This window comes from Mesorhizobium sp. WSM4846 (genome assembly GCF_055811415.1).
Map to the genome: position 1 here is coordinate 22,666 of NZ_JBVVPZ010000049.1, position 25,827 is coordinate 48,492.

The following is a 25,827-nucleotide window of genomic DNA, read 5'->3' on the forward strand; positions in this document are numbered from 1 at the left end:
CTGTCTACAAATTATCAAGGATGTACAATGCATCTCGCTTCTCCATGTCATTTCGTCGCTTCAGCAGCTTAATGAAATTGTCGCTGAGCCCCGGATAATAGAAGTTGACCTTATGTCTCGCCGCATAGAGAGCCTCAATTATTTGAGCGTCGCTATGGTAATGTAAGTCCCCCAGAGAGGCGAGCGCGTCAAAGGGGAGCGAGGTGGCAGGGCCGTGTTGGTTCGCGATTGAGAAAATTACCGCTCTGAGTGCTAGGCTTCTTTTGTCTAATTCTAGCCCCAGCCCTAGTGCGTTTTCCGGCTGGCCTGCGGCTGGTCGATTCAGTTTCGCAGCCAAGCCCGCATAGCTCGTGGCCAGAATGTACCGTAGCTGAAGTGCCTCAAAATCTGGCGACTCAGCTAACGCCTTCCATTCTTTCACAAATGGACTGGCCCGGACCTTAGCCGCGGCAGACCCTCCGGCTGACCGCAGACGCATCTCAAAGCGTGGCTTATGGCGACGCAAGTAAGCTAAGAACCCGTCCATACTAGGGCCTGCCTGCAGCCTGTAAGTGCCATAATAGGAGTCGCCACCTGCGTCTATGCCAACATGTGAAGAGTCCTGACCTTCATAGCGTCGGGCGAGCACATCAATCGAAAAGGGTTTCGCCGGATGCTCGACATTATTGAGGAGGAAGTTAAGGCGTACGAACAACTCTTCCTGTTGTCGAAGCATTTCCAGCTGGGCTAGGGAGCTATCATCAACGGCGTGTTCAGCTGGCGCCGGGACTTGGACATCGGTCCCGCCACAATCATCTGCGATGCCGTGATTGGTCAGAATTGTCTTAAGCCGAACGATTGGCGTCACATACTGCACCGATGTGACGACCCTCTCAGAGGCTTCCAAACGCTGAACAAGCCCGCCCTTCACAAGGCCGATGATTCGCTGGCGTGTCACATCAAACACCGGGCCGCCGCTGGTGCCCTCCTCAAAGTTTATGTTTGCATGCCATCGACCCTCCGGCGCATCGTCGTTGGAAAGAACTCCAGGAAAAGGCGTGAACTCCCGACCAAAGGGAAAGCCGAAGGCTAGGATCTGTGCGCCTGTCGACACCGTATAGGTGAAACAAAATCTACTGAAAGCATGTGGACCAGGGCTCTTAAGGCGCAGCACCGCAACGTCGCTGATCTCGTTGCCGTCGATGTACTCGAGCGTAATGGGACTTTTGGCGTTTACTGACCCCAGATAGGCAAGTAAAGGATTCTTTAGCTTTTCTGCCTCAGGATCACGTTTTGCTTGCGCCTGCTTGAGCCATGCGTCTACAACATGATACGCGGTGATAACATAGCCCGATTTACTGACGACAAAGCCGCTCCCGTTGGCCCACGCTTTTGCGCCGGTTGCCGGGTCGATTTTGTAGTACTTCAAGTAGGCAATCGTTGGCCTGGCATCGAGGGAAATTGATTCGACAACTGTGCGTGCTACCGACTGATACGTCAGGCAAAAAGAGAAGCAGAACCCGGCTGCGAGCAACGCAGCTCGGCAGGCAAAGAAACGTCTGCTTGTCCAACTCAACCGCCCGGGCTCCCATATTTCTGCTGAACCGACTCGATATCACCCTTACTTAATTTCCCATTGTTGTTATATTTCGAATTGCAGTAGTTCATCACAGACGATGGGTCATATGGGGTCAGCATGATTAGATCTGTCCCGGTTGTGCCCGTCCCCCTCGTGGTCGCACATTCACCTGGCGTGTCAGAGCGGTCTTGCTCATGTGCGAATCCGATGGCATGCCCGAATTCGTGCACGGCAATTGATCGAATGCACAAATCGAGCAACCTGGCATTGAGTCCGCAAGACTGGCTCCAATTCTTAAAGGTGAAGTTCAACTCCATTCCCCCATCAAGGTCGTTCAGATCCTTTCCGAACGCCAGGACACGGGCCCCGGAGTCCAACACCACAATTCGGACTCCATCATTGCGTTCGGAGCATTTCTTCCAGCCGACGAACACTATCCGGGAATGCTGTTGCCAGCTCTGCTCGATGGCCTCCTGAACAGCCAACGTCTCGCTGGGAAACTTTTTCAGTGCATCCTTTTCCCAGCACACTGGAATGATTGTTTCACCGTTTGTTTCACTAGGCCAGCGTGAGTTGGTGAAGAAGTATCCAAACTCTCGGTCTTCAAGAATAACTCTCTCGCCGATCTCGGGCTTCAGTTCCTGGCTCGAAGCGGCTCCCTGGCTCGCACAAAAAGAAGACAGTGCGATTGCTGCTAACCGAAAGGCCCTATCCCGCATTTTTCACACTCCTATATCTGAGGACTGCTCAGGGTGTTTTGAAGTCGCTTGTTGAGAATGCAAGTATAGCTATGCGGGGCTGATAGGGCCTGTTTTACTACGCGATCTGACCAAGCAGAGATCTGAGTCTAATTGCCTCTCTTATATGCGCGCACGAGAGACGAGTATGGGGGAACATGTCGAAACCCCTTGCCCGAGACATTCTGCAGGATTTCGAAGTGTAAATGGACGGGCGTTATTTCTCCACCGAAATCATCTGAAATGAGCCCAATTCTCTCACCTCTCGCTACGCGCGCCCCTTGTTTCACGGAGAGCCTGTTCATTTGGAGATGCAAGTATCGGAACTGGGTCCCCGTGCGGGCGACCAGCGTCACCGAATAGACCCCCACGTTGCTGATACGCCCATCTTCTACGGCGACCGCCCAGTGCGTCAGGTCCTTTGCGTCGGCTGGCCGTATGTCGACTCCCTGATGGCCGCTGGCTGATGGACAGGCTGGCGTAGATCGAGAACGGTTTTCGCAAAAATTGTCGCGCCAAGGATATTGGTAGTTCTTCGGATCCTTCCAACTGCCCCTTGGCCCCTTTTGGCCCCCTATCCCCCAGACCTGTGAGTTCAAGTAAGCCGGGCCTTTTTCGACGGGAAAGCGGATATCGGGGGCGAATAGTGTAGTCGACTGCACTCCACTACCGCTTCGGGCTACTAGTTCCCCGGCCGGCTGAAAAGTGGCGCTCATATCGAATGGCGGCGCAGGAAACTGGGGTGCCGAAGCACCACTCATCGGCTTTGGTGTAGATTTCCCTCCACCAACAAAAGTCATTTCATCCATCAGCGCGCGTACGAATGAGTCCTGTGTACAGTCAGGGTCACTCAGGACGACGCATTCCACGGTAATTTCATAGGCCGCGCCGCGCTCTGTCTTTACACCTAGCGCCGATCCCTCGCCGATAGTTGTGATAACCTGTCCCGGCGCCGCCGCTGTACCAAGTTGGGTTTCGGTCGTGTCAACTGCCACTCGCGTACCGCTCACGGAGATCTTGGCGCGGTTTAGCCGCACCGAAGCGGTGTAATGTAATTCTTCTCCTATGAAATCGAATGTGTTGTAACGCAACATCCGGGCTGGTATCTCTACCGGAAGGAGAGTTTCGTTAACCTGGGTCAAACGCGGATGGGGAAACGAGGGAGCAGCGCCGGTGTAACTATCGGGCCATTGAACATCTACAATTCGGTTGCTTGCTACTACTAGTTCTTGTGCTTCCACCGATGCAATCGACACAACGAACGAAAAGACCAAAAAGCCAGTTCCGGTTCTGTTCATGCTACCCCCCGCAAGAGCACGCCTGTGCCGCAGAGTTTGGCACTACCCATTCAACTAAACAAGTAAATTGACTACGCGAGCGGTAAAACGCGGCCCGCAGGCCAATCAAGTACGCTTGAATCCAGTGTCCAGTATCAACACCGATAGGGCAGAATTGGGCTAATCGAGAGGGGATGTTTTTTAGGTCATCGTAGCGTTTCATGGGAACGATGATGGCCAGGAACGGAAGTGACGAAACATTCTTCGGAGAAGGTCATCAAACACGTTGCGCGGCGAGGGGTCGATTGCAGCACTTTGCCGTCGCGAAGGGATCGCCGATAGCCTGTCGTAAAACTGGTCGCAGGAAACTCGAAGGTCGGCAAGACGCGTCAGGCCGTCTGATCAGCAAGAGCGGGCATGCCCCCTGCCGCCGATGTACCGCTTCACCTCCTGCATTCGCTGCTCAGCTTACGTCAATGGCTTAGATGTCACGCCATCCTTCATTCTGGAATTAAATGGTCTTCAATCCAGTGGTAGTAGTTCATTAAGGTCATAGCGCCGATCCTTGTGTCAGATACTTCGCCACTCTTAAAAATCAAAAGGGTCGGTATGGAACGTATTCCAAAACGCGAGGCGAGAGCTGGATAGTCGTCGATGTTCAGCTGGACCACCTTTGCTCTGCTTCCGAACTTTTCGGAGATTTCCTCAAGCCCCGGTGAGATCAGCTTGCAGGGCCCGCACCACTCAGCCCAAAATACGATTACCACTGTTTCTTTCGCCGACAGGATCTTTTCTATGTTTGAGTTGGTCACAACCTCTAGCGGCGCTCTTGCTACATCGCTCTCCATGCCCTTAGAGGCGCTGTGATGATTTCGCTCGTCACCCAGTTGATCATTGCCGTTCTCAGCGACGCGCTCGGCAAATAGCTCGACTGGGTTACTATTGGTAGCAACGTAGATTAGCCGGCGATGATTTAGCTCAGTGGCTCTTGGCCCGGCAGGATTCGTAATGTCCTTTGAGGACGCGAAATACGTCAAGCTGACAACGATGAGCAACCCTGCGCAAGCTGCAATCGAGCGGCGTGTGGAGCTAGCGAGTAGAATTGACACAGCAAACCTCCAAAAAAATCGAGTTAGAACACTATCCCGCCGCCGCAAATAATGAGCCTAAGCCACTCAGTGAGGCATGGAAAGCCGCGGGACGGCCTTCTGGTCGCCCATCGCAATAAGTCTGCTTTCGGTGAATTTAACCGGGCTGTAGGAATGACTGCAATGCTGAAGGGTTTCGGGTGCCGTCAGGCGTACGAAAGTCTCTCATGCAGGAACCCGCGGGACGCAGACGATTGCCTATGGGGATTTGTGCCTCGGGATGTTCCAGCGCGTGTCGCGGACTTCCGCATAGGACGTGCCGGGGAGGTCGTGGAAGGGGCTTCCGGGCCAGGTCGCAGAGCCTGGAGCGGCAACGTGCACATAGCATCCCGTTGACCGGCGTTGATTCCGGCGGGGTTGATGCGCGTGATGACCGGCTCCACGCCGGCGTGGCGCGGTCGTACGAGCAACTTGATCATGCCGGGTCATGGGGCGTTCTCCCGGTTCGCCGCCCGTGAGGCAGGCGGCGCACGAGGCTGGCACCACCGTTCAAACCTCTCGATGACGACCATGCGCCCACCGCAGCAAGGCGCGCGCGACGAGTTCCTCCTCGCAGCTGCCGCCCATAATCTCAGAAGATTGGCAAAGCTCCGGCCACCCGCCGGGCCGATGATCGCTACCATGGCGTAAAGGAGGGTAGCCGCCGCCGCTAAAGGAAACTGCAGGTAGCGAGGCCCGAAAACTGCGACCAATCTGGCAGGATTGACCCGACCAAGAGCCATCCTCCCGTCCTGACAACAACTAAATCAACAATATCGTCGCGTTCAAGCCCTTTCTATCGCACCTCTTGCTTGCTTAAGGGCATGCCGCTCCCCGACGTTCATTGGAGTTGTGAATCCAGGTAGGCTTTTCAAAATAGTTTGCCGTTATGTTCGATTTGGCTGTCCATCCATCGAACTCTCCGTCGTCGTCAATGTCCACATTGACTAAGCCCCGTGAACTGATAGTCCCTATTCGGATCGATGTCGCATATCCCGCTGTTGACGAGAGTGGCCTCAACATTCCACCGACGCAGACTGACTTCCTTACCGGGTCGCTAGGGCCAGAGTCCGGCCCGTTCCGAATTATTGATCGACCGTCGCATATGAAGCGCCTGCTCGAGATTATGCTTGTCGCGCTTTCTTTCGGGAAAGTGAACAATCCCGACTTGTTCCAAAAGCCAGTGTAATCGTCGAGCAATCGATCGTTCTGAACGTTCACATCCAATGGCAAGCCTTTCGTACAACGCGACCCCGAAGCTACGCCGAACCACTCTTGATCCACTGAGTTTTGAAACAGATGCCATTTGCCAGAGTTGTGAAATGAAGTGGTTCCGTCGAATGCGCGAGAGGCCGAAATCCAGGAGAAGTCAGCGAGGCCTTGCGACAGCAGAATTTCGTTCGCCACACCGCCACCGTATACGCCTACACGGTAGCCCTCCTGTGAGAGCCTCTCAGAGATAACCTCAAAGTACTCTTTCATTCGGTTTATGGTGGTTTGGTCACTCGACTGCAAACCGAAATCGACGCCAAAATAGATCGCTGATCCAGCTGGTTGCCCGAGTGCCTTCGCCTGACTTATGGCTGCCTCTACATCCAACTTTGCTTCCTGGGCAGCGGACCTTTCCTCCACGGAATGCTGGCAATTGGCATCAGGTAATCTGTTACCATTTGGCCACCGGCCGCTAAATTTATTGGAACTGTTATTGGCAAACTGGTATATAGACAGGATTGCGAAACCTTCGCGGAGTAATTTTGAGATTTCGCTAGTTGGATCGTCAGGAAGACCTTGATCTGAAAGTCGTTTCCCTCTCCATTGAAAACAACGGGCTAGATATCGCCCAACGACCAATACACCCCTATTCTTTAATGGGGCGATAAACTCGCGGGTATCGAAAGCAACGTCCACAATTGCAGGACGATCGCCAGCCTCGACGTTTTTGCTGGTCCATACGACAAGCGGCAAGCAAATGGCGGATGACAAAGTCGCTTGCACCACTACTTCTAAAAAAGAATACCTCACTTCCGATCCTTGAGCTTTCTTTGAAAGGAATTTGTCCACGAGCGCATTCATAGCGTGAGTATCTCAATGTTCTGGGGGAAAGTCAACAATGTATTCCTCTGAATGATTTTTATTTCAATATAGCTATCGCTAGCAACCTATCAGTTGGTGAGTTGTCTCTCGCCGGGATTTGGGGAACGGCGCAAGTAAGTTGCTTGGACATTGCGGCCAGGCCATTCCATCATCAATGCGGAACCGAGATCGATGCTTCCGCGGCGTAGGATGCCCAGTGTCCCGACTCGGAGCTGGTCCCCCGGCAATCACATGATGTCCGTTTTACTTTCGGAGGTCGCGCCCGGCGCTTGCCTGAGAGCAAAGGATGGCTCAAACTAGAAATTGGGGCCGACAACGGCTGATCCAGCGTATGCGCTTGGATCAACAAAAAGGCGAGACGAGATGAGTCTGCGTGGGATGATGCTTGCGTTGTGATCCTACCAATCATGTCGGGTCACTTGTTCGCAGGTGAGGCAGTTCATGTGCGCGAGCCCTTATTGAAGTTTCTTCGGGATCCGAATAAGGCGGTAAGTCTGCTTCGCGGCGTCGCCGTCATGAAATCGCGCAATAGCGCACCAAGGGATTCGGCTGAGTATCGAACGAGTTGGGAATACTGGGCCGCAATTCATGGCTATCCCGGTCAGCAGGATGGTACGATTGAGCAGTGGCAGGCGTTGTTGGCGACACAAAGCCCCACCGTTGCGCCCCTGCTGTCAGGTTTCTTTGACGGTCTCCAGGACCTCTCTCCGCCCGACGCTCTGGCCAGTGAGGTTTGGGCGACTTGCGAGCACGGCACGCCACACTTCTTCAGTTGGCATCGCATGTATCTTTATTTCTTCGAGCGAGTGCTACGGGCGGCGTCGGGGGATCCAAACTTTGCCCTGCCCTACTGGGACTATACCAATCTTAGTAACGAGGGACAGGACGCGTGGCGCCTGCCTCAACTATTCACAGAGGAGGAGGTGCAGACGCCATCTGGCACAGTTCCCAATCCACTTTTCGAGCCTCGCCGAACGCCAGGGTTCGGCGCGCTAGTACAGTTGGACTTTGCTCTCACCAACATTGACACCGTGCTCCTCAACGAGGAATTCGAAAGTTTCCAGCAAGCCATCGACGGCGGCGTCCATGCCTACGTGCATTGCGCCGTAGGAAGCGCATGTCTTGCGCCGCGCATGGGAATTGTGCCTTTCGCCGCTGCAGAGCCGATTTTCTGGCATCACCACGCTAATGTTGATCGGATGTGGTCTTGCTGGATAAACCGATACGGGGCGGATGGTCTTCCTTCACAGGACTCCGACTGGATGAAGACGAAGTTTGCCTTCGTCAATGAGGCCGGAGAGCGCGTGGAGATGCAAGTGGCCGAACTGTTTAATCCGGACGGGCCCATCGACTATAGATACGAGCTAGCAGACGCCGAGGGCTGCTTCCGTGATCCGGCACCACCGCCCGCTGTCGCGGGATCGACCGCGCGGGAGACCACAACAGTTGCAGCCACAGCGTCGCGCGGCGAGCGAGTGGTGAGGGAACGCCTTTCACTCGATGACGCAACGGTACGGGTACCGCTTGCGGCCGGAAAAGCAACGGCGCCTGTTGCGGCGCCGGAGAGTGGAACTGGTTCAGGTCATACGGTGCTGCACCTTCGAGGAGTTACAACCGATGCGCAGCCAAGCGTGGCAATTGCGGTGGAGCTTGTCAACTCGGCCACCAGGAAACGCGTGACGGTCGGCACGATTGGCTTCTTTGCACTTGACGGCGTGCTCGGCCCGCACTCACACTCTTCGCCGCGCTCTTACTCATTCGACGTCAGCGCCGCTCTGCGCCAACTTGGCAACGTTAACCTCAGCGAACTTGCAGTGGAACTGAGAGCAGTGAGTCTATTGCCGCCAGTGAGCACGTCTGCCGCATCGGGCTCTACAGCAGCCCCTGCCGATGTCGACGCCGCCGATGTTGCCGCAGCCCTGCAACAGCTAGACGCGGAGAGTACCGGAAAGCTTCTATCGCGCCTGAGGTCATCGTCTTCCAAGCCCGCCGGTGGTGCTCCGGAGGCCGCTCCTACTGCTGCACCTATATCCACAGCGCTCGAAATCTACCGCAACGCGAATGTGAAGATTCGGGAGATCGCTCTCGAGTTCGCCGACTGACTACAAATCTGAGCTGACCAGGACGTAACCCAAACGCATGGGGCGACGGTGTGTGTCTACACTTCGCAGGGCCGATCCCGTTTTCTTAAACGCTCTGCCAGTTCCGTCGCTGGGAGAACAATTCGTCAGGCCAGCAGTCCGCAAACTGGTACGTGAAAGAATTTCTCAAAACCCGGGACATCAAGAGAGAGGTCAAGGGGCCAGTAGCTCGCGGATGCCTTCGAGTTTCGCCTGCAGCTTCCGTATTTCGTTTGTCATTCTAGCCCGATCGGCTTCAAGGTCTTTGACGCGCTGCTGCAGAGGAGCAATTACCGGGTTCGAGGCGGGCAATGCGTTCTCTTGCGTGTCCGCTCTGGAATAGGACGCTACATCACGAAAGCGACCGTTGATGACGTCGCTGCCGAACATAATGCCTCGGTCGAACAAATCCCGTCCAATTAGGGGTGGTCGCCCGGATTTCTGATGGAACATTGTCTGGCCGAGTGCCCATCGATTGTCGGGGTCAGCTATGTTGATGGGTGTCGAGGCATCTAATAGCCTGCCGAAGTAACGCGGCGCAACCGCAAGGTACTGCGTGATGTAATTGGCCTGCGCAGTTGGGGACGCATCCTCGCCGGCCACGCGGACGGCAACGTCCTGTATCGTGGGTTGGCCTGCCTCGCCGAACCCGTTGCGCACCGTCAGCCAGTACCACCACAGGCCGACACCCGCCTCGTCGGTTTCAAATGCAAGGATGACCTCACCGTTTGTATCCTTCAGCGCCTTGCCGACCACCAGTCCCGGCCAAGCCTTGACGTGGGGTAGCCAAGAGTTCGGATCGGCAGTTTGCATAGAGATTCCCCCCCAGTTGCGCGTGATCTCCGTTAGAGTTCTACGGGCATCATCGACCGGCGGTTCGAAGGTGCGCATAAACGCGAAAATGAGGGTTTCTGCTCGAGGACGCGACGTGCAGTCGGCGCCGAATTGCTCCCGTGTCCCCGCCACAGTCAGCGTCTGAGCATTCATTGGCCATGGTCCCGTGACCGGAAAGTGCCTATCCCCACATGCCGCACTGTAGTGCAGGGCGTGCCCTCTGAATGTATCCACCGAGCGGGTCCCCTCTAGTAGGATCGGGTTACGCAGCGCGGCCGACCGGACCGCAGCGCGCGGTTTGTAGTAAATCAACTGCACGGCCGATCCATTCTCGACCAGTCCCGTGATCGAGCCGTTGTGACACCAGAGGGAGGTGAAATCGAAATTCGCAGCAGATGGGATAGGATCCGCATTGGATGTGCCTTCACAGGCCGAGGCGACACCGCTGCTGGCAATCTCGAATCGCGGATCAAACGCAAGCTCCCGGTCGATGATAGGCGGCGGAGTCTCTCCCATTGCCCTTATCGTCGCCACTACAACTGAAGGAAGGGGATCGATGTCGTTTCCGGGCGGATCCTCAGCTTCAAGATGGAGGTGAATCGGTGTGGATACCAGGTCCGCGATCACCGCGAGCCGATCTCCCTTCCGGACTACATCTCCTCGCTCAACGACGGGGTTCGTTACGTGCCGATACTTCCAGACGATATCGCTTTCATCAACGAGCTCAACAAGATTATGCCGCGCTGCGGTGATCCTGCCGTCTTCCACCGCAATTACAGAATAGTGATTGGCGATTGGCTTCGGCGGCCGGCAGTCGATGCCCTGGTGCGACATCGGCCGGTTCGGCGCGCACGCCAGGGTGGGTTGCGTATTGCGTCCGTTCTGAAGCCAGCGAATTTCGCAGAAAGTCGACGTCCAAGGAAAAGTGTAGTTCTTAGTGTGGTTCGACTTGCCACCGGGCCTGCCGTTCTGGTCAAATCCCCAAACTTGGGTGTTGCAGTACATGTGCTCGCCTTCGGCAGGCTTGATGTCCATCGGAATGCCGATTTCCTCGGAGATGACTGTGCGCCCGCCCAAATAGGCGCCGTTGTATCCCCGACGACCGGATTCCAGAGGAACGTGCGCTCCGAGCTGGTAATAGCTGAAGCGGTCCGGCGAACGCGGAAGATCCTCAATCCCTTGGGCAAGCACGGGAGTTGTGAACAATGTTGCGATCGCTACCGCGAGGACACGCTTAATCTCGGGAAAATATTCCACCTTGACCATAGCCTCAGTCCCCCCGTTGGATAATCTGCACGTCGGAGATGATAGCGTCGAAGTACGAATCCGTGCACCTCGGATCATCTTCACCTTCACAGAAACGGCGCATCTTGCAAGGCCGACCGGCGAACGTGAAGGCCACCTCTTTCTCCTGAGGCTCTAGCTCGGGATCTTCTTCATCCATTGAGGGAGGGTTAGCGACTTCCGGATCGCTTGGCGGCCGTTGGCTGGAAAGATCGTTCTGGTTGTCCTTTGCCGTCTCTGCGGCCTTCGCCGCGGCCAGCCTGTCGAGTTCCGGATCCCTCGTAGTGCTACACATGATGTCGACGCCGATGGGGTCGGGGCAATTGATGTTCGACCAAGTCGGAGCATCTGGGTCAAACACTACGTCGTTGAGGTCGCAGCTCGCGTTCTGTGCTGCGGCGACTAGAGCCGATTGGGCCCCGGCCGCGGCGGCCGGAACCGCAAGCCTGCTGACCGATGGTAGATTACCCACCAAAAATAGGTTTGACGGCAGGCCAGCGGCTGCCACTGTAGCGGGCCCGGTTTCGCCCGTCCCCGCCGCTCTTCGATCGGTATACTCCGCAACCTCAGCGCTGGACTCGTCGATCGGAATCGTCACACGTGTATCGGATTGTGCGAACGAGAGGTCTTTCTCAAACAGAGCAACCATAAGAATAAGTAAAAAAACTACGACTCGAAGTTTGTATCTCTCGGGGTACTCACCGGAAGCGCAAGTCGATCTTTGCATCACACTGCTCCGTCGGCTATTTCTGAAAAACGACTCCCGAATGAACCCAGCTTGCGAATTACATTCGCAATACTTCTGAAAAAATTCCAGCAAACGATCGGAGGATAATCCTCTCTGCACTTTGCTCCCGAGTCAAGAGAAGTGGCTCTTATATTGCGAGGGCCGCTCACCGATCAGCCCGAGGCGTCACTGCTGCCCTGAGACCCTGAACTTCCTCCAGATTTGGGTAGAGTCCGTCGAACAGGAGACGGACGATGCGACCCTCGCGGTTGACGGAAGAACAGATAATCGGGATGTTGAAGTAGCAGGAGGCTGGTGCGAAGACGGCGGACGTATGCCGCAAGCACGGCATCTCGGCAGCGACCTTTTACAAGTTCAAAGCCGAAGTATGGCGGGATGGAGGTGTCCTGACGCTCGCCGGCTGAACGCGCTAGAGGATGAGAACGCGCGGCTCAAGAAGCTGCTGGCCGAGCAGACGCTCGACAACGCGATCCTGAAGGATGTCGCCGCAAAAAATGATGACGCCGATGCGAAGCGGAAGGCGGCGGCCCACGCCTGTAGTGTGCATGGGGTGAGCCAGCGTCGGGCGTGCCAGGTCTTGGAGATCGATCGTTCGACGGGTGCGCTACACGAGCATCCGTCCGGACGATGCCGCGGTGTGCGAAGCGATGACGGCGTTGGCGGCAGAGCGCCGGCGGTTCGGCTATCGCAGGATCCACCTCATGCTGGACTGTCAGGGCATGGTGATGAAGGAGAAGAAGCTCGGGCTCCTCTACCGCGAGGAGAAGTTGCAGCGTCGCGGCGGCCGCAAGCGGGCTTTGGGAACGCACAGCCCATGCTCGTGCCCGATCGCGCCAACGCCGGTGGAGCCTCGGCTTCGTCTCTGACACCCTCACTGACGGTCGGCGCTTCCGGGTACTCGCCGTCGTCGACGACTGCACGCGGGAATGCCTGGCGCTCGTCGCCGATACCTCGCTCTCCGGCCTGCGCGTGGTGCGCGGAGCTGGATGCCATCATCCGCTGGCGTGGTCGGCCGGACACGATCGTCCCCGACAACGGCACCGAGCTGACCTCGATGGCGATCCTGCGATGGTGCCAGCAGACCGGCGTCGAATGGCACTACACCGCGCCGGGCAAGCCCACCACCCAAAATGCCCTTCGTGGAGAGCTTCAACGGGCGCTTCAGGGACGAATGCCTCAATGACACGCTGTTCTCGACAGTCGCCGAAGCCCGCAGCGTCATCAACTCATGGAAGGAGGACTACAACCACCACAGACCACACTCGGCCCTCGGCAATATGACACCGGCCGAGTTCGCACTGAAATCATGCTGAAAAAACAGGTTGCCTAAGGCCAGAAATGAAACCCAGGACTCCCTTAAACCGGAGGAGATAAGGCGCCCCACAAGCTCCAAATTTGGGCAGACGGGATCCGATCTCCTGATTCCAGTGGTGGCTCACTCCCACGGTATAAGAATCTGAGTCACGTCGGCGAGGTTGAGGGTGACCTCGCCTTCTATGAGATCATTGATCTTGAGCTTTCCCGAAGGTTCGCAAAACTGGTCATCGACAAGTCTTCTGAAAAATTGGGTATTTGGATCGATGCTCCGCTTCCAAGCTGTAACGCGACGCCCCTTCTGTTGCGCGGTCGGATTGAACCGGATAGCTTGGACTTGGCCACTTTCCAATCGCATTCCGCTGCAGATGGCCAACTGAGATAGAGGCGCCACCAAGTCGCCGACATACGTCTTCCGCAGTCGGCTACCCCCTTCCGTCACGAAGGCCTCTACCGCGTAGTGGTGCACTGCAATCGCCTTGTTGATGTCGAGGACTCGAGCGCCACTGGCGTCCGGGCTACCGTTGGCATCGAGCAGCGGCCAGGTGGCAAGAAGCAACCTTCCCCTGATCTTCCTGTGGTCGCTAATCCCAAATCTCTTAAGTGTCGCCGCTGCAAACGCCGCCTTCGGCGCTGCCCAAGATGTCGCAGCCGCATCGCTGCTTGAGTCTTCTCCTTGGAGATTAATTGCGCCAAACGGCTCGCCAGGGGCATAAAGCTGCACGATGCTTTCCCCGAAGCCAGAAAAATCTGCTCTTCGCAAATCCGACGTTGCCGCTCCTACGACGAGTACGCGCTGCGCCGTTTCCTTGAACCGTGTCATGTTAGCCAGGCAAGGCGGACAGGTGAAGATGCGATCAAGATCCTCCGCTCCGTCGTTACCTGCCGGAACGACCAGAAGGTCGAATTCGGGGCTGCTTTCAATTTGCTCCTTTATCAAGGTCGCGAAGGTGCCTCCGTTGTCTTCTACTGCCATAAAGCTGAAGTTTATGATACTGGCATGCTCGGAAAGGTACTGCATTGCCTTGACGTAATTATGTGGGCTCAAACCTAAGCGATTTGCGTCACAAGCATCAGGCAGAACGCGGAAAAAGGCGATCCGGGGGAGGATTGGTTCAACCGACGGTGTCGCTGCAAGCAGGTTTACCCCTGCAGCAAGTGAGGCTACCATGGCGCCGTGACCAGCCAATCCTTGAGACACCTCGTCCCACTTTGAGAAGTCCGGTGGGGGCACGTCTTTGCACAAAGCGACGTCTCCAACGACCTCCCCGCCATCATCGCGCCCCGCGCCAAATCCGATTGGGTTGTCCACGACACCATCGCCATTATTGTCGATCCCGTCAGCCACGTTTTTCTCGAGGGAGGCAAAGACTGTAGGCGGAAGCGGAGCACCTGTATTATCAAGCAGACCTCCCTCTGCCACACCAATTATCGTCGATCGAATTGGCGGACCAGAGAGAGCAGCTTGGAGCATTTTCTGCACGCGCACAACGTCATATGGCCATTGTCCAGCTGCGACTCTCGGAGTCGTACTCGGTGCAGATGCTGCAACTACTGCGGATGCGCTGGGCTCCACCCTCACAATGTCATTTATTGGAGCATCAGGGGGCGAAGGAAGCGAGGCCGGAGCTTCTGCTGCCCGCTCGGCAAAACGGTTAATTTCGTTTCCAAAAGATCCAGAAGGAGTGAAGCTTTCAGATGGAGGAGTCACCGCACTATGAGATTCCACTTCGAGCAAATAGACGCCCAAGCGCAGCAGACAATTCTCGCCGCTCTCGCTACCGCACCCGAGACGCGTGGCAAGTTTGCCCACTAGTTCGTCACGCGTCTCAAAGGGCGCATGCGTAATGAATTTTGTCCAGTCAGGAATTTTTGGAATAATAATCTTGTCTCCAGGTCGGATTTTTCCATCGAGACGATCGGGAGTGACTTCCAATTCCGATACTGCGCTCGGATGGAGGCCGAACCGCTTGGCGAGAGCCTCCAGTGTATGCCCCGGCCGAACCGTCGTGGTAAGCTTCGGCCTCCATTTCAAACATGGCGAGTAAGTAACAAGCCAACCAGCTCCCCGCTCCTGCTTACTCACGTGAGTGGGCAACTTCCCATCACACATCCGTCGCAGTATAGCTTCGAAATCGTCTCCCTCGCCCACTTCCAACTCGTTTGGCTTAGCAACCTCAGCAAGCACGGACTCAACCTGACCTGCGCGACTTGGATCTACACGTATCGCGAACTCGCGCCCTTGGGCGGATGCATCCACGGTGCTGAACACAAGCGCGGCTCCAATGTTAGCCAAAAGCAGTTTCGTAAACGCGTCCATGGTCATGACCGGCAGTTTGGGATAGTTGTTGGGTTTACGAGTCCACAGGCTTGGACACCAGCCTTCCCCAGCCATTCCTCAGCCCATTCTCGGAATTCCGGAGTTCCAGTTGAAGAGACAAGCGAGTTGCTGTAAGTCGTTCTGGCTGCGTTAGCAAAAAACACACGCGAGTTAACGCCTATTATCATCCGACCAAGAATACTTGGGCCATTCGCATTCGAGTTTGTTCGTCGGAAGGCGGGACCTCCGCTATCGCCGGGGCATAAGTTCGCTCCAAGCAGCGCAGTGAAAAGGTTGTTGTCCTCGGCTGGCGTGTAGTAAGCGGCGCCCATGGACTGCGACTCAGATTTCGAGGTTTCCACGACATTATTGAACCCATAACGATATTTGCCGTCAGCATCCGCGTCAGCGACGACATCGCTGCGGCAGCCATAGCCGGCTAAGATAACTGGCCGGGTTAGGAGGTCTTCCACAGGCGCAATGTCTATCGTTTCGTAACGGAAGCCAGGTGGCTCGTCGAAGGGGGCTGTAAGCTTGCACAGCGCATAATCGGCCGAGTCGTCGTCGCCCGCCTCGTATTGCGGATGGCGCTTGCAACTGATTTCATAGTCTTTGTCGGAATAGGTAAAACTGACCAGGCCGTTCGGCGGTACACAGTGCGCGGCTGTCAATACCACCTGCGGGCCAATGAGAGCGGCGGTACAGGAGAAAGTTCCTTCTGGCGTCTGGAAAGTAGCATAGAGGGAGGCGGGCCAATCCGAAGGATTGGCGATGTAACCAAGACGAAGTTGCGGGATCGCTTGATCTCCCTTTTGCTTAAGCTCCGCCACGGACCCAAACTTTACGCCGTTGGGCGGCTCCCCGACCGGCGCAATGACCGTTTCGGCCGCAGCCGATGTAGTCACGATTGCCGTAGTGGCCAACACAATTGCAGCCACACAGACGTCTATTCTTACCATTGTGGCCTCCCCAGTGTGCGCGTGCTCCGATCACTTGCAGCCCACACTTAGCCTTATCATACCAGATAATGATCTATGCAGAGACGGAAAATGGCCCGTGCTATTGAAAATTATCTATTGGGACGATCCGCTTCGCTCAACCAACAGGATGAACCATGGTACAGTTCCTGCTCCGAAGACCTTCCTTTCCTCCCTCATGAAATATGCTTCACAACTAAGGGCCGCTACTGCGATGTGAACCGCCCCAGGTTTTCCGGAGGCCGTTTCGTTTGAGTCACGCGGCCATAGCTGGTTCATCCGGCATGGCGTAGTAGCGATCCTCGGCTTCGGCCGGCGGGATGTTGCCGATAGGCTCCAGCAGCCGGCGATTGTTGAACCAGTCGACCCATTCCGGCGTGGGGAACTCGACGGCCTCGAACGAGCGCCATGATCCCCGCCGATGGATGACTTCGGCCTTGCAAAGACCGTTGATCGTTTCGGCGAGGGCATTGTCGTAGGAGTCGCCTACGCTGCCGACCGAAGGCTCGATGCCCGCCTCGGGCCAGCCGCTGTGTATATTTGATCGAGACGTATTGGCTGCCGCGATCGCTGTGATGGGCGAGCCTGCCACCCTGCACAGGTCGTCGGTCATGCAGCGCCTGTTCCGGAGCGTCCAGAACGAAGGCTGCATGAGCCGCCCGGCTCACCCGCCAACCAATGATCCGGCGGGCCATATGCGTCGGTGACGAAGGCGACATAGACGAAGCCGGTTCAGGTCGCGAAGTAAGTGAAGTCGGAGAGCCAGAGCATGTTCGGCCTCGGGGCATGGAACTGGCGGTCGACATGGTCCCGAGGACATGGGGCCGCCTGTCGCTCACTGTGGTGCGGATTGGCTTGCCGCGGATGATGCCTTCGAGGCCCATGGCCTTCATCAGACGGGCAACCGTGCAGCGGGCGACATCGAAGCCCTCGCGCTGCAATTGCCGCCAGACCTTGCGAACGCCGTAAACGCGGAAGTTCGCATCAAACACGCGTCGGACCTCATCCTTCAAAGCCTCATCCCGCTTCGCCCGAGCCGACAGCCGGGAGGGATCGCCCCGCTTCGCGACATGGGCATGGTAGGTCAACGGGGCGATCGGCAGCACCTTGCAGGTCGGCTCGACCCCATGCGCCCGGCGGTGATCGCCGATGAACGCGATCATGGCCTGAACCGGCGGTCGAGCTCCGCCTGGGCAAAATACGCGTATTCTTGCGCAGGATCTCGTTGGCCTGCCGAAGCTCGCAGTTCTCGCGCTCCAAGGCGCTGAGCTTCGTCGCCACATCCGCGGGAACTCCGGGCGCGCACGCCATGTCGCGCTCGGCCTTCTTTACCCATTCATGCAGCGTCTGCGCCGTGCAGCCGATCTCGGCGCGCCGATCAATGAGACCGCCGCCCCAGCGCGAGGCATGCTCGCCTTCGTGATCCCATCCGCACCAGACGGGCGCGAACCTCGGGAGAATACTTGTTGGTCGCCTTGCTTGTCATGGCTCCACCTTCTCAAGAGTTGGAGTCTCCGATCAACCCGGAGCGGTCAGGCCTTAGGGCGAGAGAGCGCCATAGCGGCCGTGGATGAACCGGGTCGTGCCATTCGCGCGGATGATGATGAACAGATTGTCGTAGCCACTGATATCGACTTTGGGGCCCCCGAAGGCACGCACAAGGTCGGGGACGGTGCCCGAATGCCCGACCACAAGCACTGCGGCAGGCAACTTTGTGCTAACCGTCTGTTCTACTTCACTTATCTCGACGTCAATCGCTGTAAGACCCAGCAGCTTGCTCAGTGGCTCCGCTGTTTGCCGCGTCCGCGCCGCCTTCGTTGTCACAATAACGGAAATGCCAGCTTCTCGAAGCGCCTCCCTCAAGGCTGTTGCCCTTATCTTCCCCGCTTCTGTGAGCGAGACGTCATCATCTCCCGCCTTTTTATCGGCATGGCGTACCATCACGATAGTAGAGCCGTCAGGAACACTAACCTGCGCTCGCGCGGTCGATAGCCCATAATGACTGGCAAGGAGCCCTGCCGCTGCCACAAACCAAAAACCCCGTCGAGTCGTGATCATCGTCCCTCCCTCCATCCATCTGTGAGCGAAACGTCAGGGCCACGCTTCGCCTGTAAACTGGATGGGGGCGCATCCTAGTGCACAAGGATCGCGGGGTCGAGTATTCACTCGGCCAACAGCTTCTTCAGCGGAGTGTTCTGGTCTTGCAAGCCTCTCAGCCAACCGCGATCGGACACGTTCATCCCGCCATTCTACGCTTTAAACGTGCAAGCCCATGTCCGGACTTCATCGTACAGGATACCGTTTTTGCGATACCGCACCTCCGCAAGCCGGAGCAGTCGGCTTTCATGTCGTCGGGCACAATGTCGGTGTCGACCATCCATCGGACAAACTCCTCAAGATCTCCAACGTCGGCGTGAGAAATATCACCCACCGATAACTCGTCTCAACCGCGTGGATCTCCGAAACGCACTATGACGCGATCTTTTCCGGGTACTGGGCGTGCGTGGTGCGCCCCGGAGACGAAGCAGTTCTTTGAGATACTGAAGGCGGACGCAGGGAAGGCCGCAATTCCACAACAAGCCAAGCACCCATAGATCCAAACCTGTCCACCCGCACTCGTGATCTTCTAGTATCTCGGCCTGCAATAGATCGCCGACGATCCCGGGCGCTCGTGCTGGCGCTTGATGCCATTGCCATGATCTCGTCCATGGTGACGGTGAGCGCAGACTTTTAGATTGGTGGTTTCGCCGGCGAGGCCACCCTAGCGTCAGATCCCAATGAGTACCTCTGGCTCAATCGCGTGCTGATCGGTGTATATGGTGCAACGAGAACTGCTCAATCCAGCTTCGCCGGATCAACTCAACCATGCTTGGAAGCTCAATTGCCAAACGAAGATTTCTCTGGCAAAGCGGAGGCAAAGCGGTTCAACGCATTGACTCCGTACAGACCTGCGATACGATGATAGTAAGCTACGAGGAGGGTTGCGTGGCCTTACTATTTAAGCATCTCGCAGTAAGTCTTGCTGTCGCAGTTTCGATGGTAGTTGGTCAAGCATCGTCAAACGAACTGCCATCCAAAATTCTCGATATGGTGCTCGATGCTGGGGGTTGGAGCTCAACCGCAGACGACACGAACCAACGAGAGAGGCTTTCGCTCGGCCTTGTGATGCAGTTGATCAACAACTATCCCTCGGACACAAGGTCTATTGGCCTTCTGTCAATTACGCTCGGTGCAGCAAAGTGGGGCGTTGATGGCGATAGTACACTCCCCGCCGATCCCGCAAACGACAAATGGCAGGGGCCAACGAGAGTCAGCGGCAAACATCTGATGAGTTACAAGGTCGGTGGGGTAGGCTTGCCTCACCTCGACGTGGGGCCGCTGGCCAACTTTATCGACTACCTCCTTGCAAAACATCCCGACATCGGGGAGGACGCTGAGCGAACTCGCATGAAGAAACTCGCAAACAGCCTTCGCAGCGGCAAGAAGTACGATCAGATCAAGTCCAACGCGACCTTCCGCAAATGGATGCTTGAAGGCCTACGGCGCAAAGACGCACAAGAGTGGGTACTTGAGTATTGGCTTGACACATATTGGGAGCCTGCGTACCGCGCCAGTGCCAGCGACATAAGACTCGCCTTAGTCGTAGCGAGGATTTGGAATACAAGCCCCCTATTGGGAAAATGCGCAGCCGAGCGAGCCTTGAAGGCAGATGATCGTGTTCAGGCGGCACTTAAGGCGTACGTCGATTGTCCCGGGGGAAGGAAGGCGTATAAAAGTAGGCGATGGGGATGGATGAAAAGGTCGGTCGTTTTATTTGATGCATACGCTGGGAAATCACCTTAATGAGGTACGGGCAGCCGAGATGAGGACACGCTTGGAGGCGGGTCTCAAAAGTTGGAGCCCCCCGAAGGCGAAGTGAGCATACTCGCCGCCAACAGCTGGTTCCTAGTTCGATCTAAACAGGAATGCAGCCTCAGTGCAGACGACGCTCTCCTCAATTCTGCTGCGGCGCAGGACCATGTGAATCAGCACCGAAGGTTGACCGCGTGCAAAGACTCGGTAACGCCTTGATTTGCTAACATGAAATGGTGATCGGGCGGGGTCACGATCGGCGCCGATGATGACCCCACAGCGTCGCGAATTTGCAAGCAAAGTCACGCAAATATTACCTTTTGAGAAGGGGCAACCTTCGGTGCTGATTCACAGCAGGCAAAAGTTCGGAACGGCCCATCAGCCCCTGCCCAGGTAGACGGTCACCTCGGCTTCAGTGACTCGCGCCAGTTTCTAGCCTCGTCCGTTCTGTCACCGGCATATTCGTCTGCCACGGCAGGCCGTGCAGCCAACACTCGCGGCGAGGCCCAGAGTTCGTAGGTCGGAACCAAGCCGGAGGGCGCGTCATCGAGAGTGCCAACCATAACTTCCGCTTCGGGCCGGAGCGAGAAGACACGGCTTCCACAGTTCGCGCAGAAGGACCGCCCTCGAAAAATCGGTACAATCGCTTGGGACTGAAAAGCCTGTCGTGGCCAAACTGCGTAGAAAGCGAACGCCGATCCGCTCGTCTGCCGGCAGTCGGTGCAATGACAAAGGCCGACACGCAGCGGATCGTCCTCGACGTGATAGCGGACTGCGCCACACTGACAGCCACCATTCCTCGTCATGGTCAGGAACCAGCGAGAGGCTTTCTAGTGGGCCGGGGCGTTGTGCTGGCCTTCCTCGGTCCTTCCAGGTCACGATTTGCGACCGGGCTCTTGGACGTGTCCGGGCCAGGTCCGGGCGCGCCAGCGGTCTTCGGAGCGTTCGGCGCTTCGTTGCGGTCATTCCGCGGCGGGCCATTTGGAGCGGCATAGGAAGTGCAGATAAAACGAAATAAGGAGCATTGGTTGTCTTGACTAACAAAACAGGCGGATCTCCTGTGCCCCCTCGGCTAAACCCTGAGGAGAACTTCAGGGAAGCTAAGGAATGGCCAACCGCCACTCCATGTCCGGAACGTCGCCACCTACAAAGAGTGTCGTCGGCCCGCCGTATTCGCCAAGTGCTGGATTGGCTTCGCGCGACCATGCAATCACACCGGCATGTTTCGCCGCCAGACCCTTGGCGGTTCTTATCGCCCGGTTTTCAGTCTGCTGCTCGGCTGGCCCAAAGACCGGCTGAAGTTCGCCGCTCTCATCGCGGTCAAAGGCAGTGACTACGATCAGCTTAGGGGTCCTATGCCGCGGGAGAATGTTCTCAGACATACTCATTGCCTTTCGTTGAACCGACGCTCAGCCAAGGAGGCAAGGTTACTCATCGGCAGGATTTGGCGTACGGAGTCGCTCGATTCACGTGGACCAGTCGCAACGGCACCGACTACAGGGACCATCGGCAGTTCTCGCTTTGGAGCTATCTGTTCGCCCTTTAGGTCTGCGATTTCCTCATCACGTCTTGCAATTCGGCTTTCCAGATTGGCGATACGCTCGGTCAGCAAGTAGCGCCCGACTACGAAGCCGCCACCTCCGAAGAGAACGGCAAACGTCGCAAAGACGGCTGGGTTCGCCAGCACCAGCGCCGAGTTGGCTTTCAGAAAGGCGATAAGGTCATACATCGGGCAACATCATCCTCGCGTGAGCGCCCACGGATGTCACCCCAAGATGGCAGGCGTATTGTCGTAGCTGACGTGAACCAGCCCCGGATGACGATGTGCAAGGGCGACTATCTGGGTCTCAAGCTCACAGTTGTAAGCCATGAGCGCCTTCACCGTCTCAAGCGGGCTTTCGTAGCGAGCGATGAGTCTCTCGGCTTCGGAGTGCAGTTCCGCCTTGGCCTCGGGGTCCAGGTGCATAATGCCCATTTTGGTGCCTCCTGCCGCGCTGCCCGGCTCCGTGCCGCCAAGACGTCGAGGCGGACTATCATTTCCTTGAGCGCCTTCACTGGATCGCCCTAGTGCTGTGTAATGAACTTGTCGGCGATTGCCTGAAGGGCTGCTTCCTGGCGGCCGTCCAGCGTCACAATGTGGTCCATGGCGATGATTCCCAACCTTTGAAAGGCTGACAGTGAACAAAACCGGAAGTGTGAATTGCCTCCGCGAGGCCTTCCTATTTGTCATTAGGTGGGCGATTGCTCACAGACCGAGGAGAGCCTCGATGGGCAGACGAAAAAGTCGGTTTGACAAACTGTCTGCGAGGGACGCGGAGGCGATCATCGGAGACGCATTGAGCCTTCGAAAGACGATGCTTTCAGCGCAGTTGCACCTAGATGCTGGTGGCCCATTGTTTTGGCAACTTCGCGGGCTTGTGGACAAACTGCATGAGGTGGTGGCCGCCGTCGCGGAGAAGGAGCCTGACTACCGTATGCCGGGCCTTGGGCTCCTTCCGCTCCCAGAGGATTACTACACTCGGAAATGACCCATGGCAGGTCCGATGGACAGCGTTGGGGGGGCGCAAAGGCCAACATGCTGCTCATCGTGGAGTGCAGCCACTGTTACCATGTCGGTGACTTCTCAGCATCTTGATGGTCGCAATTCCAAGTTTTCTTCTACTACTTATGCTAGTCCGCCCTTGGAATGGAAAAATCGCCCTGTCGTTTCTTGGGCAAGCTTTCGCGGTTAGTCATTGTCTGGGGCTGTTCATTTTAGGCTTGGTCGTTTCATTTTATTCCTCACACCCTCGCACTAAACAGTTCTGGTTGCTCCTGTTCGTCGGTTGTGCCTTGTTGAACATTACATTGTGGGGCGCTCTGGCCCTTATTCCTTCGCCCCGAACCCCTGATACGTGGGAACATTATACCGACCTATCTGGCGTGCTCGTGATCGGGGTTGTTCCGAGTGTCGCGATTTCTGCGATAGTCGGGCTCCTCTTTAACCGGCTGCAAATCGGGCCTACGACATTATAGTCCACCTAGCGTAGCGGCGTCGCGGACAGGTACGGCGGCGCGGAGGCAAGGCTGGACGCCGCCTATAGGGCGCTAGAAGCGGCGGGGCGCAAGGGGCCAAGAAGGTCTAACGCTTCTACAAGCGCGGGGCACTCTCATCCTTCTGCCGACGCCGCATGGATAGGCTAATCTCCAACAGCGTGTCCAGAACGATAGAGAACAGTAGGACGTAAGTGCCTCGGTCTATCATAGCGCCAGACGAGGACCGTCCTGTGTATCGTGACAGCGCTTCAGGGTTCGCTTCGAAAGAGAACCCAATCACAATCTGAAGCAATCCGACCGCCAACGCGAGCACGGCGACGATCCTTGCTGTGTATGTGAACAGCATTTAAATCTCCCATCAACGCGTGGCCAAGGATTGCTTCATCTGTCGGAGGCAAAGGGAACCCGGAGCCGCATTCGCGCGATCCCGCTCATCTGTTTTCTCCTACCTAGTCGGTCTGTACTCCACGAAGTGCGAGAACAGCGCGCCGCGAAGGGCGGAAAGTTGGTGAGCGGAACGAACCCCCGATAAGCCGCAGCAGGCTTCCCTCTCGCCATTTCCTCCCCGCTTCACCGGGGCGTCCAGCGCCCTTCTCCCGAGGTTTGGCACCTACCGGGGCCCGGAAGGGCAGCGCGCATGGGTGAGGTGAACCCGCCCGCCCGATAGGCCTATCACGGGACAACCTTAGAAGGAAAGGCGAGCAACGATCTTGGCTGGCTTTGCCGGAACAACTGAAGGCACAATCGTTTCTGGGACGCGGAACGTCCTCAAATTACGAGCCTTGGTCGTCGAACCCGGTATGGCCGCCTCTGCCGCAGCTATGTCCTCTGCGCTGACCTGCAGGGCCTTACATGCACCCTTTTCATCCCAAAGGTTTTTGGCAACCACGCTTCCAACGGCAGCCGTGATCGTGCCGGGCGCAACGTCGTCAGGTGCCACCTGTTTCGTGGCGATCAACGCTTTGATGGCTTCGCCAAGGATTGCGGCTGAATCAGCGAATTCGACTCCGCGAACTTGGTCAAACCTGTGCTCGCTGCTGCCATCGACAATGCAGTGGTGGGCTGTGAACACCCAGTCGTGGATCATGTAAGCTGGCGCGTATCCCCAAGGCGATAAACCCTTGAAGACCTGCGCTATCTTTGGGATCGAGCCACCGTCCGTATACATCAGCCCCGGCTGGATCGTGCTGCCTGGAGCGGACCGATCTGGTCGGTGGAAGATCAACGGATCGCGCGGGTCCGGTACGAACAGGAAATTACCGTCGCCGGAATTGTTGCCCTCGCCCACCCACATGACGAACAAGCTTCCTGACAGCTGGCCCGAGGTAAGCCTCTGGTAGTCGACCGAACTGCATCCCACCGTCACCAAAGCGATGGCGGATGACAACAGTCGGCGCCCGAAGGAGGGCCATGCGCTTCTGTTGGGTCTAGCAAAGGGTTTCACACGCTACTCCATCCCCATCACGATCCAGCTTCCGACCCCAAGAGCAATTGTGCAGATACCATTGGGACTCGTCGCACGAGCTGATCTGCGAACAGTAGCGCCGTGGCTCGCACGAATAGCCGCTCTGCGCGACCACACGGCGGCTGATGATACCGAGCGGCGGCTGATTGGGCGTTGGCGAGTTGTCTGTGTGTTCTAAACGCCATTCCCAAGGCGCTTGAAAGGCACCGACCCACATGCCCACCTTTGAGGCTTCCGCCTTCGTCTGCTGCTCTGAATAAGCGCCGTGGCTGTAGCGCGGCCAATCCAGTGCCTGCCCGTGCTCGACCATCCACGAAGCGACGCTAACGCCATCAGCGCGTCTGCAGTCGCCGACAAAGCGGTGGTGGCGATCCCAATCCACGAACCTGCATTCCACCGGTCCAGAAGCCGCAAGGAATCCACCCAGCGCTTCAGCGGAGCGACGGCCGCAGGGATAAGCGAAGCCCTTGGCGTCGCTGCAATACTGCTTGCTCTCTGGGGCGTCGATTCCGTTGAAGCGGATGCGTTGCCCGTGAATCTCAATTGTGTCTCCGTCGACCACCGAGGCCACACCGGACATCGGGTCTGGCTTTGAACTGGACGATAGGTTGAGGCGCGGGGCTTGGGAGCGATGCTCCAAAACCAATAGGGAGATCGAGGCGGCTGCGGATGCGAGGATAAGAAACAGCAACCGCTTGCGCACGCGACCTAGTCGCCAATCGCGGTATTGCTTTCGGCCAGTGCGACTACACCAATGGCCCGTGTTGTCTGAACGAGATTTGTCCAAGCCCCTACTCCCCAGCGGAGAATGCAGTCATTCGCAAGTAGAGTCCAGATCAACCGTGCTCGTCTTCTTCCTCAACATCGTCGGCAGGGTTTTCCTCGTCCACGTACGTGCGGTTGCTCTAAACGTGTCAAGTGAAACAATTTGGTGAGCTGCCAAGTGGAATCATATCGCACAATGCGAGGCCTAGGCCGTAAACTCATAAATGCGGAAAGGCCGGGATGGGTGGATAGTGTTGAAAAAGTCCGGGTTGCAGCGGTCCTGAAGCACTGATTCAATCTTCGTTGTAAGAGGAGATTG

At 56.7% G+C, this 25,827-nt stretch carries 18 protein-coding genes, 2 pseudogenes and 1 other annotated feature; of the genes and pseudogenes, 3 read left to right on the plus strand and 17 right to left on the minus strand.

Annotated features, from left to right (window positions below):
- Window positions 1-4: 4 nt before the first annotated feature.
- The 5 genes from AC0L15_RS28440 to AC0L15_RS28460 all read right to left on the minus strand — a co-directional run bounded on the left by AC0L15_RS28440 (window position 5) and on the right by AC0L15_RS28460 (window position 6,760).
- Window positions 5-1,408, minus strand: a complete 1,404-nt coding sequence (locus tag AC0L15_RS28440) for a S1 family peptidase (RefSeq protein ID WP_473497802.1) — start codon at window positions 1,406-1,408, stop codon at window positions 5-7.
- Between the two features lie 143 nt (window positions 1,409-1,551).
- Complete coding sequence (locus tag AC0L15_RS28445) at window positions 1,552-2,277, minus strand: M57 family metalloprotease (protein WP_473497804.1); 726 nt, start codon at window positions 2,275-2,277, stop codon at window positions 1,552-1,554.
- A 128-nt stretch (window positions 2,278-2,405) separates the two neighbouring features.
- Window positions 2,406-3,593 carry a M23 family metallopeptidase gene (locus tag AC0L15_RS28450; protein WP_473497805.1) on the minus strand — a complete coding sequence of 396 codons (1,188 nt, stop codon included), beginning with the start codon at window positions 3,591-3,593 and terminating at the stop codon, window positions 2,406-2,408.
- A gap of 479 nt (window positions 3,594-4,072) precedes the next feature.
- Window positions 4,073-4,681, minus strand: a complete 609-nt coding sequence (trxA, locus tag AC0L15_RS28455) for a thioredoxin (RefSeq protein WP_473497807.1) — start codon at window positions 4,679-4,681, stop codon at window positions 4,073-4,075.
- Window positions 4,682-5,515: 834 nt separating this feature from the next.
- Window positions 5,516-6,760 carry a glycoside hydrolase domain-containing protein gene (locus AC0L15_RS28460; protein WP_473497809.1) on the minus strand — a complete coding sequence of 415 codons (1,245 nt, stop codon included), beginning with the start codon at window positions 6,758-6,760 and terminating at the stop codon, window positions 5,516-5,518.
- A gap of 548 nt (window positions 6,761-7,308) precedes the next feature.
- Between AC0L15_RS28460 and AC0L15_RS28465 the strand changes: the two genes are divergently transcribed.
- Complete coding sequence (locus tag AC0L15_RS28465) at window positions 7,309-8,895, plus strand: tyrosinase family protein (RefSeq protein WP_473497811.1); 1,587 nt, start codon at window positions 7,309-7,311, stop codon at window positions 8,893-8,895.
- Window positions 8,896-9,087: 192 nt separating this feature from the next.
- Here the strand turns inward: AC0L15_RS28465 and AC0L15_RS28470 are convergent, their stop codons facing one another.
- The gene (locus AC0L15_RS28470; RefSeq protein ID WP_473497812.1) at window positions 9,088-11,013 is read right to left on the minus strand and encodes a M23 family metallopeptidase; all 1,926 of its coding nucleotides are present in this window, start codon (window positions 11,011-11,013) and stop codon (window positions 9,088-9,090) included.
- A gap of 4 nt (window positions 11,014-11,017) precedes the next feature.
- Window positions 11,018-11,758: a hypothetical protein gene (locus tag AC0L15_RS28475; RefSeq protein ID WP_473497814.1), complete on the minus strand. Its 741-nt coding sequence runs from the start codon at window positions 11,756-11,758 to the stop codon at window positions 11,018-11,020.
- A 254-nt stretch (window positions 11,759-12,012) separates the two neighbouring features.
- Between AC0L15_RS28475 and AC0L15_RS28480 the strand changes: the two are divergent.
- Window positions 12,013-13,092, plus strand: a pseudogene (locus tag AC0L15_RS28480) (IS3 family transposase).
- Between the two features lie 122 nt (window positions 13,093-13,214).
- On the opposite strand, the gene AC0L15_RS28485 reads toward AC0L15_RS28480, so the two are convergent.
- From AC0L15_RS28485 to AC0L15_RS28500, 4 genes and pseudogenes are all read right to left on the minus strand, one after another.
- Complete coding sequence (locus AC0L15_RS28485; RefSeq protein WP_473497815.1) at window positions 13,215-15,488, minus strand: S8 family serine peptidase; 2,274 nt, start codon at window positions 15,486-15,488, stop codon at window positions 13,215-13,217.
- On the minus strand, window positions 15,416-16,372 hold the full coding sequence (locus AC0L15_RS28490) for a trypsin-like serine protease (RefSeq protein WP_473497816.1): 957 nt from the start codon (window positions 16,370-16,372) through the stop codon (window positions 15,416-15,418). The genes AC0L15_RS28485 and AC0L15_RS28490 overlap by 73 nt, the downstream gene beginning before the upstream one ends.
- Window positions 16,373-16,646: 274 nt before the next feature.
- Window positions 16,647-17,876, minus strand: a pseudogene (locus AC0L15_RS28495) (IS3 family transposase).
- Window positions 17,479-17,595 (minus strand) — a sequence feature (AL1L pseudoknot). It overlaps the preceding pseudogene by 117 nt.
- Before the next feature lie 53 nt (window positions 17,877-17,929).
- Window positions 17,930-18,448 (minus strand): SixA phosphatase family protein, encoded by a 519-nt coding sequence (locus AC0L15_RS28500; protein WP_473497818.1) that lies wholly within the window; start codon window positions 18,446-18,448, stop codon window positions 17,930-17,932.
- 900 nt (window positions 18,449-19,348) lie between these two features.
- On the opposite strand from AC0L15_RS28500, the gene AC0L15_RS28505 reads away from it, so the two are divergent.
- Window positions 19,349-20,233, plus strand: coding sequence for a hypothetical protein (locus AC0L15_RS28505; protein ID WP_473497820.1), 885 nt, complete (start codon window positions 19,349-19,351; stop codon window positions 20,231-20,233).
- Between the two features lie 410 nt (window positions 20,234-20,643).
- On the opposite strand, the gene AC0L15_RS28510 is transcribed toward AC0L15_RS28505, so the two are convergent.
- From AC0L15_RS28510 to AC0L15_RS28535, 6 genes are all read right to left on the minus strand, one after another.
- On the minus strand, window positions 20,644-21,048 hold the full coding sequence (locus AC0L15_RS28510; protein WP_473497822.1) for a GFA family protein: 405 nt from the start codon (window positions 21,046-21,048) through the stop codon (window positions 20,644-20,646).
- A gap of 294 nt (window positions 21,049-21,342) precedes the next feature.
- Window positions 21,343-21,624: a hypothetical protein gene (locus AC0L15_RS28515; RefSeq protein ID WP_473497824.1), complete on the minus strand. Its 282-nt coding sequence runs from the start codon at window positions 21,622-21,624 to the stop codon at window positions 21,343-21,345.
- Between the two features lie 2 nt (window positions 21,625-21,626).
- A complete protein-coding gene (locus tag AC0L15_RS28520) occupies window positions 21,627-21,971 on the minus strand; it encodes a hypothetical protein (RefSeq protein WP_473497826.1) in 345 nt (114 codons plus the stop codon).
- 36 nt (window positions 21,972-22,007) lie between these two features.
- A complete protein-coding gene (locus AC0L15_RS28525; RefSeq protein ID WP_473497828.1) occupies window positions 22,008-22,217 on the minus strand; it encodes a hypothetical protein in 210 nt (69 codons plus the stop codon).
- A gap of 1,746 nt (window positions 22,218-23,963) precedes the next feature.
- On the minus strand, window positions 23,964-24,665 hold the full coding sequence (locus AC0L15_RS28530) for a hypothetical protein (protein ID WP_473497830.1): 702 nt from the start codon (window positions 24,663-24,665) through the stop codon (window positions 23,964-23,966).
- Between the two features lie 40 nt (window positions 24,666-24,705).
- On the minus strand, window positions 24,706-25,446 hold the full coding sequence (locus AC0L15_RS28535; protein WP_473497831.1) for a thermonuclease family protein: 741 nt from the start codon (window positions 25,444-25,446) through the stop codon (window positions 24,706-24,708).
- Window positions 25,447-25,827: the final 381 nt, after the last annotated feature.

Excerpts from the sequence above, each read along its gene's own strand:
- AC0L15_RS28445 (WP_473497804.1), bottom strand. The coding sequence starts at position 2,277 with ATGCGGGATAGGGCCTTTCGGTTAGCAGCAATCGCACTGTCTTCTTTT.
- AC0L15_RS28450 (WP_473497805.1), bottom strand. The coding sequence starts at position 3,593 with ATGAACAGAACCGGAACTGGCTTTTTGGTCTTTTCGTTCGTTGTGTCG.
- AC0L15_RS28465 (WP_473497811.1), top strand. The coding sequence starts at position 7,309 with ATGAAATCGCGCAATAGCGCACCAAGGGATTCGGCTGAGTATCGAACG.
- AC0L15_RS28470 (WP_473497812.1), bottom strand. The coding sequence starts at position 11,013 with ATGGTCAAGGTGGAATATTTTCCCGAGATTAAGCGTGTCCTCGCGGTA.
- AC0L15_RS28475 (WP_473497814.1), bottom strand. The coding sequence starts at position 11,758 with ATGCAAAGATCGACTTGCGCTTCCGGTGAGTACCCCGAGAGATACAAA.
- AC0L15_RS28485 (WP_473497815.1), bottom strand. The coding sequence starts at position 15,488 with ATGGCTGGGGAAGGCTGGTGTCCAAGCCTGTGGACTCGTAAACCCAAC.
- AC0L15_RS28490 (WP_473497816.1), bottom strand. The coding sequence starts at position 16,372 with ATGGTAAGAATAGACGTCTGTGTGGCTGCAATTGTGTTGGCCACTACG.
- AC0L15_RS28500 (WP_473497818.1), bottom strand. The coding sequence starts at position 18,448 with ATGATCACGACTCGACGGGGTTTTTGGTTTGTGGCAGCGGCAGGGCTC.
- AC0L15_RS28505 (WP_473497820.1), top strand. The coding sequence starts at position 19,349 with ATGATAGTAAGCTACGAGGAGGGTTGCGTGGCCTTACTATTTAAGCAT.
- AC0L15_RS28510 (WP_473497822.1), bottom strand. The coding sequence starts at position 21,048 with ATGACGAGGAATGGTGGCTGTCAGTGTGGCGCAGTCCGCTATCACGTC.
- AC0L15_RS28515 (WP_473497824.1), bottom strand. The coding sequence starts at position 21,624 with ATGTCTGAGAACATTCTCCCGCGGCATAGGACCCCTAAGCTGATCGTA.
- AC0L15_RS28520 (WP_473497826.1), bottom strand. The coding sequence starts at position 21,971 with ATGTATGACCTTATCGCCTTTCTGAAAGCCAACTCGGCGCTGGTGCTG.
- AC0L15_RS28525 (WP_473497828.1), bottom strand. The coding sequence starts at position 22,217 with ATGGGCATTATGCACCTGGACCCCGAGGCCAAGGCGGAACTGCACTCC.